The 14241-nt window shown below is 62.0% G+C and carries 14 protein-coding genes; 6 read left to right on the top strand and 8 right to left on the bottom strand.

The features are described 5' to 3' along the window. Window positions 1–5: 5 nt before the first annotated feature. From G3O01_RS02495 to G3O01_RS02470, 6 genes are all read right to left on the bottom strand, one after another. Window positions 6–815: an IclR family transcriptional regulator gene (locus G3O01_RS02495; protein ID WP_205802849.1), complete on the bottom strand. Its 810-nt coding sequence runs from the start codon at window positions 813–815 to the stop codon at window positions 6–8. Window positions 816–872: 57 nt separating this feature from the next. Continuing rightward, window positions 873–1604 carry an SDR family oxidoreductase gene (locus G3O01_RS02490; protein WP_205802848.1) on the bottom strand — a complete coding sequence of 244 codons (732 nt, stop codon included), beginning with the start codon at window positions 1602–1604 and terminating at the stop codon, window positions 873–875. 14 nt (window positions 1605–1618) lie between these two features. Continuing rightward, the gene (locus G3O01_RS02485) at window positions 1619–2932 is read right to left on the bottom strand and encodes an MFS transporter (RefSeq protein WP_205802847.1); all 1314 of its coding nucleotides are present in this window, start codon (window positions 2930–2932) and stop codon (window positions 1619–1621) included. Between the two features lie 65 nt (window positions 2933–2997). Further along, window positions 2998–3756, bottom strand: a complete 759-nt coding sequence (locus G3O01_RS02480) for an SDR family NAD(P)-dependent oxidoreductase (protein ID WP_205802846.1) — start codon at window positions 3754–3756, stop codon at window positions 2998–3000. A gap of 3 nt (window positions 3757–3759) precedes the next feature. Then, entirely contained in the window at window positions 3760–4287 is a 528-nt protein-coding gene (locus G3O01_RS02475; RefSeq protein ID WP_205802845.1) for a 2,4'-dihydroxyacetophenone dioxygenase family protein, read from the bottom strand. A gap of 178 nt (window positions 4288–4465) precedes the next feature. Beyond that, window positions 4466–5392 (bottom strand): LysR family transcriptional regulator, encoded by a 927-nt coding sequence (locus G3O01_RS02470; protein ID WP_205802844.1) that lies wholly within the window; start codon window positions 5390–5392, stop codon window positions 4466–4468. A 121-nt stretch (window positions 5393–5513) separates the two neighbouring features. On the opposite strand from G3O01_RS02470, the gene G3O01_RS02465 reads away from it, so the two are divergent. Next, window positions 5514–6167 (top strand): DsbA family oxidoreductase, encoded by a 654-nt coding sequence (locus G3O01_RS02465; RefSeq protein ID WP_205802843.1) that lies wholly within the window; start codon window positions 5514–5516, stop codon window positions 6165–6167. 64 nt (window positions 6168–6231) lie between these two features. Beyond that, window positions 6232–7446, top strand: coding sequence for an MFS transporter (locus G3O01_RS02460; RefSeq protein WP_205802842.1), 1215 nt, complete (start codon window positions 6232–6234; stop codon window positions 7444–7446). 160 nt (window positions 7447–7606) lie between these two features. Here the strand turns inward: G3O01_RS02460 and kdgT are convergent, their stop codons facing one another. Beyond that, window positions 7607–8623: a 2-keto-3-deoxygluconate transporter gene (gene kdgT / locus G3O01_RS02455; protein ID WP_205802841.1), complete on the bottom strand. Its 1017-nt coding sequence runs from the start codon at window positions 8621–8623 to the stop codon at window positions 7607–7609. Between the two features lie 280 nt (window positions 8624–8903). Here kdgT and kduI point away from each other — a divergent pair, with 280 nt between their 5' ends. The 3 genes from kduI to kdgR all read left to right on the top strand — a co-directional run bounded on the left by kduI (window position 8904) and on the right by kdgR (window position 11529). Continuing rightward, window positions 8904–9740 carry a 5-dehydro-4-deoxy-D-glucuronate isomerase gene (gene kduI / locus G3O01_RS02450; protein ID WP_205802840.1) on the top strand — a complete coding sequence of 279 codons (837 nt, stop codon included), beginning with the start codon at window positions 8904–8906 and terminating at the stop codon, window positions 9738–9740. 17 nt (window positions 9741–9757) lie between these two features. Then, window positions 9758–10519, top strand: a complete 762-nt coding sequence (gene kduD, locus G3O01_RS02445; protein WP_205802839.1) for a 2-dehydro-3-deoxy-D-gluconate 5-dehydrogenase KduD — start codon at window positions 9758–9760, stop codon at window positions 10517–10519. A 125-nt stretch (window positions 10520–10644) separates the two neighbouring features. Further along, the gene (gene kdgR / locus G3O01_RS02440; protein WP_205803085.1) at window positions 10645–11529 is read left to right on the top strand and encodes a DNA-binding transcriptional regulator KdgR; all 885 of its coding nucleotides are present in this window, start codon (window positions 10645–10647) and stop codon (window positions 11527–11529) included. Window positions 11530–12322: 793 nt separating this feature from the next. On the opposite strand, the gene G3O01_RS02435 is transcribed toward kdgR, so the two are convergent. Then, complete coding sequence (locus G3O01_RS02435; RefSeq protein ID WP_205802838.1) at window positions 12323–13225, bottom strand: LysR family transcriptional regulator; 903 nt, start codon at window positions 13223–13225, stop codon at window positions 12323–12325. A 118-nt stretch (window positions 13226–13343) separates the two neighbouring features. Between G3O01_RS02435 and G3O01_RS02430 the strand changes: the two genes are divergently transcribed. After that, entirely contained in the window at window positions 13344–14222 is an 879-nt protein-coding gene (locus tag G3O01_RS02430; RefSeq protein ID WP_205802837.1) for an alpha/beta hydrolase, read from the top strand. The last annotated feature ends 19 nt before the right edge of the window (window positions 14223–14241 follow it).

Genomic DNA, 14241 nt, shown 5'->3' with positions numbered 1-14241 from the left:
GTGGCTTAATTCGCCGAGCGCGGCGCAGGTCCGAGTCGTTCCGCAATGGCTGCGCACGCGGCCCGCAACGGTTCGACGTACGTTTCGAGCGGCGTGTCGGTTCGCCTGAATAGCGGAATGCTCACGCTGATGCACGCAATCGGCAATCCGTCTGCGCCGCGAATCGCGCAGCCGTAGCAGAAGATCTGCGCTTCGTTTTCTTCGCGGTCTTCCGCATAGCCGCGCACACGTGTTTCGTCGAGTTCGGCGCGCAGTGCGTCGGGTTCGGTAATCGTGTTCGGCGTGAAGCGCGTGAGTGTGACGCCGTCGAGCAACGCGTCGCGCGCCGCGTGATCGAGCGCCGCGAGATACGCCTTGCCGACCGAACTCGAATACAAGGTCACGCGCGTGCCGATGCGCGACGCCATCCGCACCGCGTGCGGACTTTCCAGCTTTTCGATGTAGACCATCTCGCTGCCGCTGCGCACAGCAAGGTGCACCGTTTCCTGCGTTGCGTCGCGCAACGTCTGCAACGCATCCGCCGCCGCGACGCGCACGTCCGAACGCTCCCAGCTACGGCTCGCAAGCGTCAGCAGACGCGGCCCGAGTTCGAACGTGCCGCCGCGCAGACTTTCGACCACCAGCCCTTCGGCAATCAGCGCGCCGACAATGCGATACACCGTTGGACGCGGAAAGCCGCTCAAGGTCGCCAGTTGCGGCACGGTCGGCGCATCCTTCGCGTCGGCGATCAACTGCAATACCGACATGAACTTCGAAAAGGCGGCGGTACCTGTTGCGCGTGCGGCTTCGAGTGCGTCGGCGGCGGGAGTCGGCATGGTCGTGTTATTTGCGTGAAAGGCGACGCGATTATAGCGAGACGCGTCGCTGTGCCATCACGCAACCAGATATCCGCCATCCACAGGCAAGACCGTGCCCGTGATGAACGACGCGCCTGGCGAGCACAGAAACGCGACGGCGGGACCGATATCGTCGGGCGAACCCCAGCGTCCAAGCGGCGTGCGCTCGAGAATCGCCTTCGAGCGCTCGTCGTTCTGCTGCAACGCCTGCGTCAACGGCGTCGCGATCCAGCCCGGCGCGACCGCATTCACGCGTATGCGATCTGCCGCGTACGCAATCGCAAGCGACTTCGTGAGTTGCGCGACGCCGCCCTTGCTCGCGCTATAGCCCGGCACCAGCCCGCCGCCGAAAAAGCTCAGCATCGAAGCCGTATTGACGATCGCGCCGCCCCGCGCACTTAGCAACGGCCGCGCCGCCGCACACGCTCGCATCGTGCCCGTCAGGTTGATGTCGAGCACCTGCGCGAACACCTCGGGGTCGAGTTCGTCGCCGCGCCGGATCACGCCCGCGCAATTGACCAGCATGTCGAGCGAAGGCAAGGACGCAAACAGCGCGTCGACCTCCGCTTTCGATGCGACGTCGAGCGGCGCGGTTTCGATGCCGTCGGCGGCGAGCGTGCTGCGTTGCTCGTCCGTCGGCGCGAGCCCTGCCGCGATCACGCGCGCGCCGAGCGCCGCGAGTTGCCGCGCGATGCCCGCGCCGATGCCTTGCGTGCCGCCCGTGACGACGGCCGTCTTGCCTGCAAACAGATCGTGTTGAAACGTCATGTCGATTTCGAAGTTCAGGAGTGAGTCATACGGGTGCCGGGCGTGGCGCCCTGCTCGGCGCGCTCGGCGATCGGCACGCGCACGACGAACATATAAACAAGGGCCGCCGCGAAGGCGACGCCCGCGCTGATCAGGAACGCGTTGACGAACGAGTGCGTGCGATCCACGACCACGCCCGTGATGAACGGCGCAAACGAGCCGCCGAAATAGCCGCCGAAGTTCTGGATACTGCCCAGCGACGCCACCAGATGCCGCGGCGCGGCCACGCTAACAAGCGCCCATGCTGCACCGCTCGCGAGATTGACGAAGTACATCGCCAGCGAGAGGTACACGATCGCGAGCGTCAATGTCGGCGTGAACGCGGCAGGCACCGTGAACAGCGCCGCGCCGATGAGGCCGCAGCAGATCGGCCATTTGCGGCTGCGGATCGGCGCCACGCCGCGCGCCATCAGGCCATCGGCGACGAAGCCGCTCGACAGCATGCCCAGAGTGCCGAAGATGTACGGAATCGACACGACCCAGCCCGTCTTCGCAATTGTCAGATGGCGTTCATGTTCGAGATACGCAGGCAGCCACGTGAGGTACAGCCACACCATATAGATCACGCCCATGAAGCCGAAGATCATGCCCCACGTGGTCGCCGAGCCGAACAGGCCGCGCCATTCGGCGAACGTCATCTTGCGTTCCGCGCGCGCAAAGGGCTCTTCTTCCGTCAGATGCTTGACTTCATTCGGTTCAAGCACGATGTCGGAGCGGTTGCGATAGATCATGTACCAGCCGATCGACACCGCAATGCCCAGCACACCCATCACGACGAACATCCAGCGCCAGCCGAACGACAGCAGCAACACGGTGAGAATGGGCGGCGCAAGCGCCGGTCCGATTGTCGACGAAGTGGTGAAGATGCCCGTCGGACGGCCGCGTTCGCGCAGCGCATACCATTCGCTGACGACTTTCGCGCCCGCCGGAAATTGCGGCGCTTCACCAATGCCGAGCGCAATGCGCGCCGCAAGAAACTGCGGCAATGTATGCACGAGACCGCCGCACAACTGCGCGCACGACCATACGAACATGCCGAGGCCCAGCATCACGCGCGCGCCGAAACGGTCGAGCATCGCGCCAACCGGCAGTTGCGAAAACGCGTACGCAAACGAAAAGGCCGACAGCAGCAGCCCCATCTGCGATGCGGACAAACCCAGTTCGCCGCTCACCGAATGATTGGCGATCGACAGCGTGCTGCGGTCCAGATAATTGACGATGCCCGCCAGCGTCAGGAACGTCAGCGCGATCCATTGAATGCGCCTGAGGCGCGGTGATTTCGGTTGCATGTATGTCTCCTCCGTTGCTCTTGCGAGTCTGTGTGGAAGCTTGCGTGAATGGCACTGCGGGTGAATCAGTAAGTGGCGCGTCCTCCCGACAGATCGAACACCGCGCCCGTGTTGAATGTGCACGACGACGAGCACAACCAGAGCGTGAGTTCCGCGACTTCATCGGGTTCGCCCAGACGCTTCATCGGGCTCTTGTCGATCATTGTCTGCACGTGTGCTGGCGACATCTGTTCGAGTAGCGACGTGCGCACGGCAGCGGGTGCAATTGCGTTGACGAGCACACTGCTTTGCGCGAGTTCCTTGCCGAGTGACTTCGTCAGCGCAAGCACGCCTGCTTTCGCGGCGCTATATGCCGACGCATTCGGCGTGCCTTCCTTGCCCGCGAGCGATGCGATATTGACGATGCGTGCATCGCGCGCACGGCGCAGTTCAGGCACGATCTGCCGGCAGACGTTGAACGTGCCTTTGAGGTTGACATCGACGATGCGCGACCATTCGGCGGGATCGTATTCATCGAGCGGCATTGTCGGGCCTGCGTAGCCCGCGTTGTTGACGAGCACGTTGACGCCGCCGAAACGTTCCAGTGTTGCCTGCGCCGCGCGCTCAACGGATGCAATGTCCACGATATCGACCGCAAAGCTCGCGATGCGCGGATGATCGGCAAATGCAGTATCGGTATCGCGATCCCACACGGCGACGGATGCACCGCATTCCGCGAGCCGTCTAGCAATCTCCGCGCCGATGCCGCGCGCGCCGCCCGTCACGACGGCAACCGCACCCGCGAAGTCGTACGACGCACGGCGCAATTCGAAAGGCGCGTTCACCGCTCACCTCACGAACTGGTCGACATAACTCGCGCCGAGCCCGACGCGCTCGTAGTGCGCGCGGCACATGTCGAGCTTCGTGAATACGTCTTCGTAGCCGGTGTAATTGCCGTGCGGATCGCAGTAGTACATGACGCCGTTGACCTGGAAGTACGTGATCATTTCTTCGACGTCTTCGGGCACGTACAGCGTGTGCGTTTCGCCCGGCGGCTCGAACACGTAGCTGCCTTCTGTCGCGATCCAGTCGTGTTCCAGATAACGCCAGCGACCTTTGAGCACCATGCCGTGCACGGCCTGCGGATGACGATGGCGGCTCAGCACGCCGGACTTGCGCACGCGCAGCAGGTTCATCCAGTAGCCGCTCGACACGTTCAGGCACAACGGCCGGAACCACACGTTCTCCGCCTGCGGCACCCACACGCGTTCGTCCTGCGGAATCGCGGATTCGACGACGATTTCGCGCAAGGCTTCGGGTGGATTGGGGAGCTGATAAGGCGTCATCGCATCGACGCCGTTGGTTGGGGCTGTCATTGTGTCTCCGAGGATTTCGTCCATATTATGGACTTGCAAATCGTATTGTGGACACAATGGTCGAACGGATTGAGGGGTGGTGTCAAGCGTTGATTTCAGGAATGCGCGTGGTTGCGCATCGACGGGCATGCGCCGTCGCTGGCGAATAGGAATGTAGAAATGCGAGCGGGCAACCCGCTCAAGCCGCACTTTCCGTCAGCCCGCCGATGCGAAGTTCGAGAAACCGCAGCAGCGCTTTCACCTTGCTCGAATGCCGGCGATTGGGCAGATACGCGGCATAGACCACAGCCTCGCCGTTCTGCGGCGTGACGTTGCAGTCCGCGAAAAGGCGCATCAAACGCCCCGCGCTGATTTCATGATTGACGAGCCAGTCAGGCAGCAGCGCCAGCCCTTGTCCGGCGAGCACCGCTTCGAGCAGCATTTCGAGGCTGTTGGAAATGAGCCGCCCGCGCACATCGACGCGTTCGTGTTCCGCGCCACGGCTGAAAGTCCACACCTGGCGCGCGCGATAACTGCCGCCATACGCGATACGCAGACAGTCGTGTTCTGCGAGCGCAATGGGATTGACCGGCGTACCTGCACGTTGCAGATACTCGTGGCTCGCGACCACATAGCGCGGATTGTCGGCGAGCTTCTTCACGACGAGATTCGGATCGCGCGACAACAAACCAATACGCACGGCGACATCGATACGATCGAGCGCAAGGTCCGCGAAATGATCGGCGACCACGACATCGAGCGCGATGCGCGGATATTCCGCGAGAAACGCGGCGAGATGCGGCGCGAGCTGCATGCGGTTGTACGCGGACGGCACCGTGATACGCAGCGCGCCGACCGGCGATGCACCGCTATCGAGGATGCTCTCGTCGGCCTCGGCGAGATCGTCGAGTACTTTCGAAATCTGCTCGACGTACGCGGTGCCTGCATCGGTAAGACTCACCTTGCGCGGCGTGCGCGTGAGCAAGGCGGTGCCGAGCGAGTTTTCGAGCGCATCCATCAAGCGCGTCACCGAGGACGTCGCCACGCCGAGGCGCTGTGCAGCCTTCGCGAAACCGCCCGCATCGGCGACTTCGAGCAGCGTATTCAGGGCGAGCAGTTTGTCCATGGCGGCGATTATGCCCGCGATGCCGATTGCGCTCCACGCAACGGACGTTTGCGCTGCGCACCCATTCAAACGGCGCGGCGCAACGGCTAATCTTCGTCTGTCCGTTTTCGAGGAGCAATCGATGCAAGCCGTACAGATCGTGCTCGCCTATGACTTCATCTGCCCGTGGTGCTGGATCGGTCACGCGAATCTTGCCGCGGGGATTCGGGCCACGGCACTCGACGCACCTGTCGAAGTCCGCTATACGCCATACGAGCTGAATCCGTCGATGCCTCTCGAAGGCATCGATCGGCGCGCGTATCGCACGCGCAAGTTCGGCAGTTGGGCACGCTCCCAGAGTCTCGACGCGCAGGCCGCGGCAGCCGGCCTCGCCGCGGGGCTGTCATTTGCTTACGCGAACATTGCGAGCACGCCGAATACACGCCGCGCGCACCGTTTAGTGCAATTCGCTATGCTGCATGGCAATGCCGAAACCGTCGCACGGCTTTTCGATGCGATTTTCGCCGCGTATTTTTCGCAAGGGCGCGATATAGGATCGATTGATACGCTCATCGAAATTGCGGGCGAACAGGGTTTCGATTCGCATCGCGCTCGCGAATACCTGCTGTCCGACGCGGGCAATCGCGAACTCGATAGCGCACGTATGTGGGCGCAACGTTCGTCGATCAGCAGCATGCCGACGGTGTTGATCGACGGTGTGCCGATTTGCGGCGCACAACCGCCTGCCGTGTTCGAGCAAGCGCTGCTAGTCCGTGAAGCGCGTAGCGCAGCATGAAAGCACTGCGCCCAGCCAGTATTCAAGCCATACCCGCTTACATCAAGAAGTGAAAGGAGTCAGCATGACCAGCAGTTCATCGACGCTCGCGCGCGGCGAAACCGCCACCGGGCTCACGCGCGGCCTGATCGCACTGTTCGCGTTCAGTTGCGGCGCGATCGTCGCCAATCTCTACTACGCGCAACCGATCACCGAACTGATCGCGCCGTCCATCCACATGTCGAGCGGCACGGCGAGTCTGATCGTGTCGCTCACGCAGATCGGCTACGCGCTCGGCCTGTTCTTTCTGGTGCCGCTCGGCGATCTGCTCGAAAACCGCAAGCTGATGATTACGACGGCGCTGGTATCGATCGTGAGCCTCGCGATTGCGCCGTTCGTGCAGGCACCGGGCGCGTTCCTCGCCGTCTCGCTGATGATCGGCTTCAGCTCCGTCGCCGTGCAGATCCTGATTCCGCTTGCCGCGCATCTCGCGCCGGACGAAACGCGCGGACGCGTGGTCGGCACGATCATGAGCGGGCTGCTGCTCGGCATTCTGCTGTCGCGGCCGATTTCGAGCATCGTCGCCGGCCACTTCGGCTGGCGCGTCGTGTTCGGTGCGGCCGCCGTGCTGATGGCCATCGTCACGACCGTGCTTGCGTTCACCATTCCGACGCGACAGCCCTCGCATCAGGCGACCTATCCGCAACTGATCGCGTCGCTCGGTCATCTGGTGCGCACAATGCCCACGCTGCGCCATCGCGCGCTATATCAGGGCTTGATGTTCGGCACGTTCAGCCTGTTCTGGACCGCTGTGCCCATCGAACTGACACGTCATTACGGACTGTCGCAAACGGCGATCGGCATATTCGCGCTGGTGGGCGCAATCGGCGCGACGTCGGCGCCCATCGCGGGCCGTCTCGCGGATGCAGGCCACACGGTGCGCGCGACGCTGATCGCGCTGGTGGTCGGCGCGCTGGCCTATACGCCTGGATTGATTCATCCGGCGTGGGGCGTCGGCGGTCTCGTCGCGACGGGTGTCGTGCTCGACTTCGCGGTGCAGATGAACATGGTGCTCGGCCAGCGTGAGATCTACGCGCTGCACGCCGCGAGCCGTAACCGGCTGAACGCGCTGTATATGACGAGCATCTTCGTCGGCGGTGCGATTGGTTCGGCGCTTGCCAGCCCGTTGTACGAGCATGGTGGCTGGACGCTGGTGGCGAGCGTCGCCACGGCGTTCCCGGTCATCGCGTTGTTGCATTACCTCACCGTTGGCAGGTCGCATGCGAAGAGTCATGCATAACGTGTCGAGTCGCTAACACGCACGACACAAACGACGACGGCGCGAACCGGCTTGAGTTGATCTGCCGGTTCGCGCCGTTCTGCTGTCAGCGCGTGCGTTTCGTGTGCGCTATTCGTGTGCGCTATTCGTGTGCGCTATTCGTGTGCGCTATTCGTGTGCGCTATTCGTGTGCGCCAAGCGGCTGCGGCAATGGCCCCGTGTCTTCGTCCATGCGCTCGTTCAACCCGGCTTTCATGCGAGCGCGCTTCGACCACATCGCGGTGAGGATCGGCACGAGAATCGCGGTCACGAGGCACGCGGTGGCAACCATCGCCGTCGCGGCAGGAACCATCGGTTTGAAGCGCGGAATCATCTCGCCGATGATAGACGGATTGGCCACCGCCGCGCCCGCCGTCGACGATGCCGCGAGGCCCGCCGCCCCATTGCCGCCCGCGATCCAGCGGTCGGCGAGAATCAGCGGAATGCCCGTGATAACGATCACGCCCAGCCCGAGCAACACGCCCGGAATGCCGCTCTTCACGATCACGTTCAGGTCGATGCCGTTGCCGAGCGCGAAGCCGAAGAACGGAATCAGCGGCACCACGCAGCGGCCGAACAGTTCACGCAGCGCGCTATCCAGATTGCCGAGCGTAAAGCCGATGACGAACGGCAGCACTGCGCCCACAAAGAGCCGCGGCTCGAAGAAGGCCACACCCGTTGCACCGAGAATGATCATGCTGACAAGCGGACCCGACTCGATCGACATCAGCACGAACGCACCCGCTTCTTCCTTCGTGCCGTACTGCTGCATCACCGCGGCGTAGAGACCGCCGTTGGTCATGTCCATCGAAGTGGTGATCGCGAGCACCGAGAGTCCGGCGAACAACCCTGTCTTGATGCCGTCGATAGGCAATAAAGACGACGCGACGATCGTCGCGAGCCACGCGACCAGCATCTTCGTGACGAGCAGCGTGCCCGACTTGCGCAGCACGGTGCCTGTGGCGCGCAGATCGATGGTCGCGCCCATGCAGAAGAACCACACGGCGAGAATCGGCACGGTGCCTGTAATCAGGCCATTCGAGAACGACCCGAGATACTTGCCCGCGCCAGGCGCGAACGAATGCACGCAAGCGCCGAGCAACAGCGGTACCAGCATGAGACCGCCCGGTATGCGGTCGATTGCCTTCTTCAATTTCATGTCTCCTCCATACGACGCCAGGCCGGTGATGGGAACGGCGGAACTGTCCGGTATGGTCCGGCTCCGTCCACCTGTCCGCGGACTATAGCATCGACAAAGGAACGTTGTTCCGATTTTGTAGGCATCGAGATTAATCGTTTACCCTGCATTCAAAATAACGTTCCCTGAATGTGGTGATTTAACGATTTTTTCGATTTCGGACCAGTGTTCCGATCATGCTAGACTGCGCGCAAAGCCAACCCGGACGCGGCGTGCAGCGCCGCCCAGCAGCGGAGGAGACATGGAAGTCAGACAGAGCATGAACAGCGAATACGCGAAAACGCTTGATACGGCCGGCCTCAGAAAAGAGTTTCTGGTCGAGAAAGTGTTCGAGCCGGATGCGCTGGCGCTGACGTATAGCCATATCGACCGGATCATCGTGGGTGGCGCGTTTCCGCAGAGCCGCGCCGTCGAAGTGCCCGGTTCGCTCGGCAAGACGATTGGCGTGAGCTACCTGCTGGAGCGGCGCGAACTCGGCGCGATCAATATCGGCGGCGATGGCTGGGTCGAGGCGGACGGCAAGCGCTTCACGGTGCGCAACGAGGAAGCGATCTATGTCGGCAAAGGCACGCAGTCGCTGACCTTCGGTAGCGACGATCCCGCGCACCCCGCGAAGTTTTATCTGAACTGCGCGCCCGCGCAGGCGACCTACCCGACGCGCACCATCACGCTTGCCGAAGCATCGCCGCAAACGCTCGGCGATCCCGCGACGAGCAACCGCCGCACGATCTACAAGTTCATCGTTCCCGAAGTGCTGCCCACCTGCCAGCTTTCGATGGGGATGACCAAGCTCGAACCCGGCAGCCTGTGGAACACGATGCCTTGCCACACGCACGAGCGGCGTATGGAGGTGTATTTCTACTTCAACGTCGCCGACGATGCCGCCGTCTTCCACATGCTCGGCGAGCCGAAGGAGACGCGCCACATTCTCGTTCACAACGAGCAGGCAGTGATTTCGCCGAGCTGGTCGATTCACTCGGGCGTCGGCACGCGCGCCTACACGTTCATCTGGGGCATGGTCGGCGAAAACCAGGTGTTCAGCGACATGGACCATCTCGCCGTGCGCGATCTGCGCTAATGGAACAGGAACCGCGCATGACTTCGCATCCTTTCGATCTCAGCGGCAAGGTGGCGCTCGTCACGGGCAGCAACACGGGCCTCGGCGCAGGCATGGCGCACGCGCTCGCGGCTGCGGGCTGCGACATCGTCGGCGTGAGCCGCTCGAACGACAGCGATACCGCGCAGCATGTGAAGGCGCTCGGCCGCCGCTATATCGGCGTGAGCGCGGACCTGTCGAGTACCGCGCCGATCGACGACATCGTGCACGCCGCGCTCGAAGCGTGCGGACGCGTCGACGTGCTGGTGAACAACGCGGGCATCATCCGGCGCGCGGACGCGCTGACATTCACCGAAGACGACTGGGATGCGGTGATGAACGTGAACCTGAAGAGCGCGTTTTTTCTCGCGCAAGCCGTGGCGCGTCATTTCGTCGGAGAGGACAAGCGCGGCAAGATCATCAACGTTGCGTCGATGCTGTCGTTTCAGGGTGGCATTCGCGTGGCGTCGTACACGTCGTCGAAAAGCGGCATGCTCGGGCTTACGCGATTGCTTGCGAACGAATGGGCTGCGCGCGGCATCAACGTGAACGCGATTGCGCCGGGTTATATGGCGACATCGAACACAGCGGCATTGCGCGACGACGAGCAGCGCAACAGCGAAATTCTCGCGCGCATTCCGGCGGGACGCTGGGGCACGCCGGACGATCTCGCGGGTCCCGTGGTGTTTCTCGCGTCGTCGGCGTCGGACTATGTGCACGGTCATACGCTTGCCGTGGATGGCGGATGGCTCGCGCGATGAGGTGAATTGATGTGAATTGCGCGGCGCACGCGGTATATTTCGGCGATCAGCAATCGTTGCGGGCCGCGCGCTACGGGCAACCGCAGTGAATGGAACGCAATCATCCGACCGCAGTAATCAGGCATATGGCAGCCATCGACAAACTCAAGACCTCGCCCCCCGCGCCACGCAAGCGCGCGGCCGCCCCGCTCGCGTCCGACGCGGAACCGGCCGACAAAGGCGAATCGCTATCGTCCGTTGCCCGCGTATTCGCGATTCTCGGCGCGATTGGCGATAGCGGGCAGATCGGCATCAGCGAGCTGTCGCAGCGGCTGTCGTTGTCGAAGACGACAGTGCATCGGATGTTGCAGACGCTGAAGGCGCTGGGCTATGTGACTCAAGAGGTCGAGACGGAGCGTTATCGCCTGACTATCCGACTGTTCGAGCTTGGCGCGAAGGCGCTGGAAAGTGTGGATCTCGTGCGCGAGGCTGACATCGAGATGCGGCGCATTGGCAGCGTGACGCGGGAAGCCGTGCACCTCGGCACGTTCGATGAAGACGCGATTATCTATATCCACAAGATCGACGCTGATTATGGGTTGCGGATGCAGTCGCGGATTGGGCGGCGTAATCCGCTGCATAGCACGGCGATTGGCAAGGTTTTACTTGCGTGGATGGAGCCTGATGAAGCGCGAGAAGTTTTGTCGCATATCGAGTTTCGCAAGTCGACTGCGAAGACGTTGTCGTCTGCTGACGCTGTGATGAGCATTCTTCCGCAAGTGCGGGCGCAGGGTTATGGCGAGGATATCGAGGAACAGGAAGAAGGTTTGCGGTGTCTGGCTGTGCCTGTGTTTGATCGATTCGGGCGGGTGATTGCGGGGTTGTCGGTTTCGTTTCCTACGATGCGGTGTGGGGCAGATACGAAGCTGCACTACGTTGCGCTGCTTAAGGAAGCGGGGGCGGCGTTGTCGGTGAGATTGGGGTTTTGTGCGCCTGCGGGTGAGGTGGTTGAGGTTACGCATCCGGGTTAGGGTTTGTTTTTTTGTCTTGCGACGCTTTGTTTGTGGTTTGCTTTTGTTTTTGCTGGCATCCGCGTGGCGCTGGTTTGGTTTGCTTGTTTTGTTGCTGGCATCCGCGATATGCCTTCGTGCCTCACGCGTTGCCCCTGTGCGGGGCGGCACTTACTTTCTTTGCCGCCGCAAAGAAAGTAAGCAAAGAAAGCGGGCTAACACCGCCAATTCTTGACCTCCGCCTGAGGGCCCCCAGCAGTTCCTCCACTTCAAACGGCGTTCTGCCTTTCACTGCCCGTTGCCAACGCCTTGAATGGGCGCCTCACCCACTTCAAGCACCCGTAGCGCAGCGAGCGGTAGCGATTGGTTACGGCCGCCCAGGTGGCAAACTGTGTGTAGGTCGTAGTGCTCCACACGTCATCGCTCCTACGACACCGATCGCGTTTTTCAGTCCGGAGTGAAGTGCATACGCCGCGATAGCCGACACACAGTTTGCCGCTAGAGAACGTGGGAGATGCGGTCGCGCTCGCGGCGACGCGGGAGTGTGAAGCGGGTGAGGCGCTCAATAAGAGCGTTGGCAACGGGCAGTGGAAGGCAGGTTGCCGTTTGAAGCGGAGGACCCGTTGGGGGCCCTCAGGCAGGAGCAAGAACTGGCGGTGTTCAGCGGCTTTCTTTTGCCTACTTTTCTTTGCCGCGGCAAAGAAAAGTAGGTGCCGCCCCGCACAGGGGCGACGCGTGAAGTACGAAGGCAAATCGCGGATGCCAGCGAAAGCAAAAGCAAAACCAAAACCAAAACCAAAACCAAAACCAAACCTCACGCTGCCACCCTTGGCAGCCTCAAATACTCCCCTAAAAAATCAACAAACGTCCTCAACTTAACGGAAAGCTGATTCCGCTCAAGATAAATCGCGTGAATATCCGCATCGGGCAACGTCCATTCGGTCAGCAGTGGCACGAGTTCACCACGCGCAAGAAACGCACCGATCTCCCATTCCGACCTCACCACAACACCGCGCCCTTCAAGCGCCCAGTGCAGCACTGCACTGCCATCATTACTCGCTAGCGGCCCATCGACCTTCACAGTCTCCACACGCTTGCCGCGAGAAAAATGCCACGTCCCATATGCCGATTCGTTCTCCCGCAACACAATGCAAGCATGCCGCGTCAGATCATGCGGCACCGAAGGCTCGCCATGAACCTTCAAATAACGCGGCGACGCACACACAATCCGGCGGTTCTTCATCAGCAAGCGCGCATTCACCCGCGCATCAGGCACTTCACCAAAACGGATCCCAAGATCAAAACCCTCTTCCTGCAAACTCAAAGGCCGATCAGTCAAATGCAACTGGATCTTCATCGCAGGAAACCGCGCGACGAAATCCGAAATAGCCGGCGCAATCCGCGCACGACCAAACCCAAACGACGCATTCACCCGCAAAAGCCCGGTCGGCTCGGCACGACTGCGCGTAACAAGCTGCTCGAGTTCCTGCAACTCATCGAGTATTCGCGACCCGTTCGCCAGGTATAGCTCGCCCTCGGGCGTCAGACTCAATCGCCGCGTCGTACGGTTCATCAGCCGCACGCCCAACCGTTTTTCAAGCTGAGCCAGCCGCTTGCTGACCGCCGGTGGCGTCACCCCGATTTCCCGCGCCGCCGCAGCCAGATTGCGATGCCGCGCGACCAGCGCGAAAAGATTCAGATCCGAGAAGCCGTCCATTTGCCCTATCTCCAAAGCTCACAGCGATTCGTTCCGAAAAGTTACGACCGGAATGCTTTCCCGGAAACCCAATCGCCCAATTCATCAATTAGACTCGATTCAACTTCAGGAGACAACGATGTTCGAAGGATTCACGGATGCGTCGATACACACCGACGGCATCAAGATTCACGCGATCAAGGGCGGACGCGGCCCCGCCCTGCTGCTGTTGCACGGCCATCCTCAAACGCATGTGATCTGGCACAAGGTTGTACCGGCGCTCGCCGAGCGCTTCACCGTCATCGCCGCCGACCTGCGCGGCTACGGCGACAGCGGCAAGCCACAAGGCACCGCCGACCACGCGAACTACGCGAAGCGCCGCATGGCACTCGATCAGGTCGAACTGATGCGCGCGCACGGCTTCGATTCGTTTGCGGTGATCGGCCATGACCGTGGCGGACGCGTCGCCGCGCGCATGGCGCTCGATCACCCCGACGCCGTCGAACGCCTCGTCACGCTCGACGTCGCACCCACACTGGCGATGTACGAAAAGACCTCGTTCGATTTCGCCCGCGCCTACTGGCACTGGTTCATGCTCGTGCGCCCCACGCCGTTCCCGGAAACGCTGATCCGCGCCGACCCGGACCTCTATCTGAAGCAGACCATCGGCGCGCGCAGCGCAGGCCTCGCGCCGTTCACCGCAGAAGCCTACGCAGAGTATCTGCGCTGCCTGTCGGATCCCGCGACCGCGCACGGCATCTGCGAGGACTACCGCGCGAGCGTCACGATCGATCTCGAGCACGACCGCGCAACGCTCGCCGCACACCAGCAGATCCAGTGCGATTTCCTCGCGCTGTGGGGCGCGCACGGCGTGATCGAACAATGCTTCGATCCGCTCGCCGAATGGCACCCGTACGCGCCGCAAGTTCAAGGCGAAGCGCTGCCGTGCGGTCATTACATCCCCGAAGAAGCGCCGCAACTGCTGCTGGAACGCGTGCTGCCATTTATTGGCGCCTGACATCAACGCTGCCTGTCCT

Source organism: Burkholderia sp. Ac-20365, assembly GCF_017104715.1.
In the GTDB taxonomy this organism is placed as follows: Bacteria; Pseudomonadota; Gammaproteobacteria; order Burkholderiales; family Burkholderiaceae; genus Paraburkholderia.
This window is presented reverse-complemented; position numbering and strand designations above follow the sequence as displayed.

What these genes read in the sequence shown, in the direction of transcription:
- G3O01_RS02495 (WP_205802849.1), bottom strand. Translation starts at nt 815, where the DNA reads ATGCCGACTCCCGCCGCCGACGCACTCGAAGCCGCACGCGCAACAGGT.
- G3O01_RS02490 (WP_205802848.1), bottom strand. Translation starts at nt 1,604, where the DNA reads ATGACGTTTCAACACGATCTGTTTGCAGGCAAGACGGCCGTCGTCACG.
- G3O01_RS02485 (WP_205802847.1), bottom strand. Translation starts at nt 2,932, where the DNA reads ATGCAACCGAAATCACCGCGCCTCAGGCGCATTCAATGGATCGCGCTG.
- G3O01_RS02475 (WP_205802845.1), bottom strand. Translation starts at nt 4,287, where the DNA reads ATGACAGCCCCAACCAACGGCGTCGATGCGATGACGCCTTATCAGCTC.
- G3O01_RS02470 (WP_205802844.1), bottom strand. Translation starts at nt 5,392, where the DNA reads ATGGACAAACTGCTCGCCCTGAATACGCTGCTCGAAGTCGCCGATGCG.
- G3O01_RS02465 (WP_205802843.1), top strand. Translation starts at nt 5,514, where the DNA reads ATGCAAGCCGTACAGATCGTGCTCGCCTATGACTTCATCTGCCCGTGG.
- G3O01_RS02460 (WP_205802842.1), top strand. Translation starts at nt 6,232, where the DNA reads ATGACCAGCAGTTCATCGACGCTCGCGCGCGGCGAAACCGCCACCGGG.
- kdgT (WP_205802841.1), bottom strand. Translation starts at nt 8,623, where the DNA reads ATGAAATTGAAGAAGGCAATCGACCGCATACCGGGCGGTCTCATGCTG.
- kduI (WP_205802840.1), top strand. Translation starts at nt 8,904, where the DNA reads ATGGAAGTCAGACAGAGCATGAACAGCGAATACGCGAAAACGCTTGAT.
- kduD (WP_205802839.1), top strand. Translation starts at nt 9,758, where the DNA reads ATGACTTCGCATCCTTTCGATCTCAGCGGCAAGGTGGCGCTCGTCACG.
- kdgR (WP_205803085.1), top strand. Translation starts at nt 10,645, where the DNA reads ATGGCAGCCATCGACAAACTCAAGACCTCGCCCCCCGCGCCACGCAAG.
- G3O01_RS02435 (WP_205802838.1), bottom strand. Translation starts at nt 13,225, where the DNA reads ATGGACGGCTTCTCGGATCTGAATCTTTTCGCGCTGGTCGCGCGGCAT.
- G3O01_RS02430 (WP_205802837.1), top strand. Translation starts at nt 13,344, where the DNA reads ATGTTCGAAGGATTCACGGATGCGTCGATACACACCGACGGCATCAAG.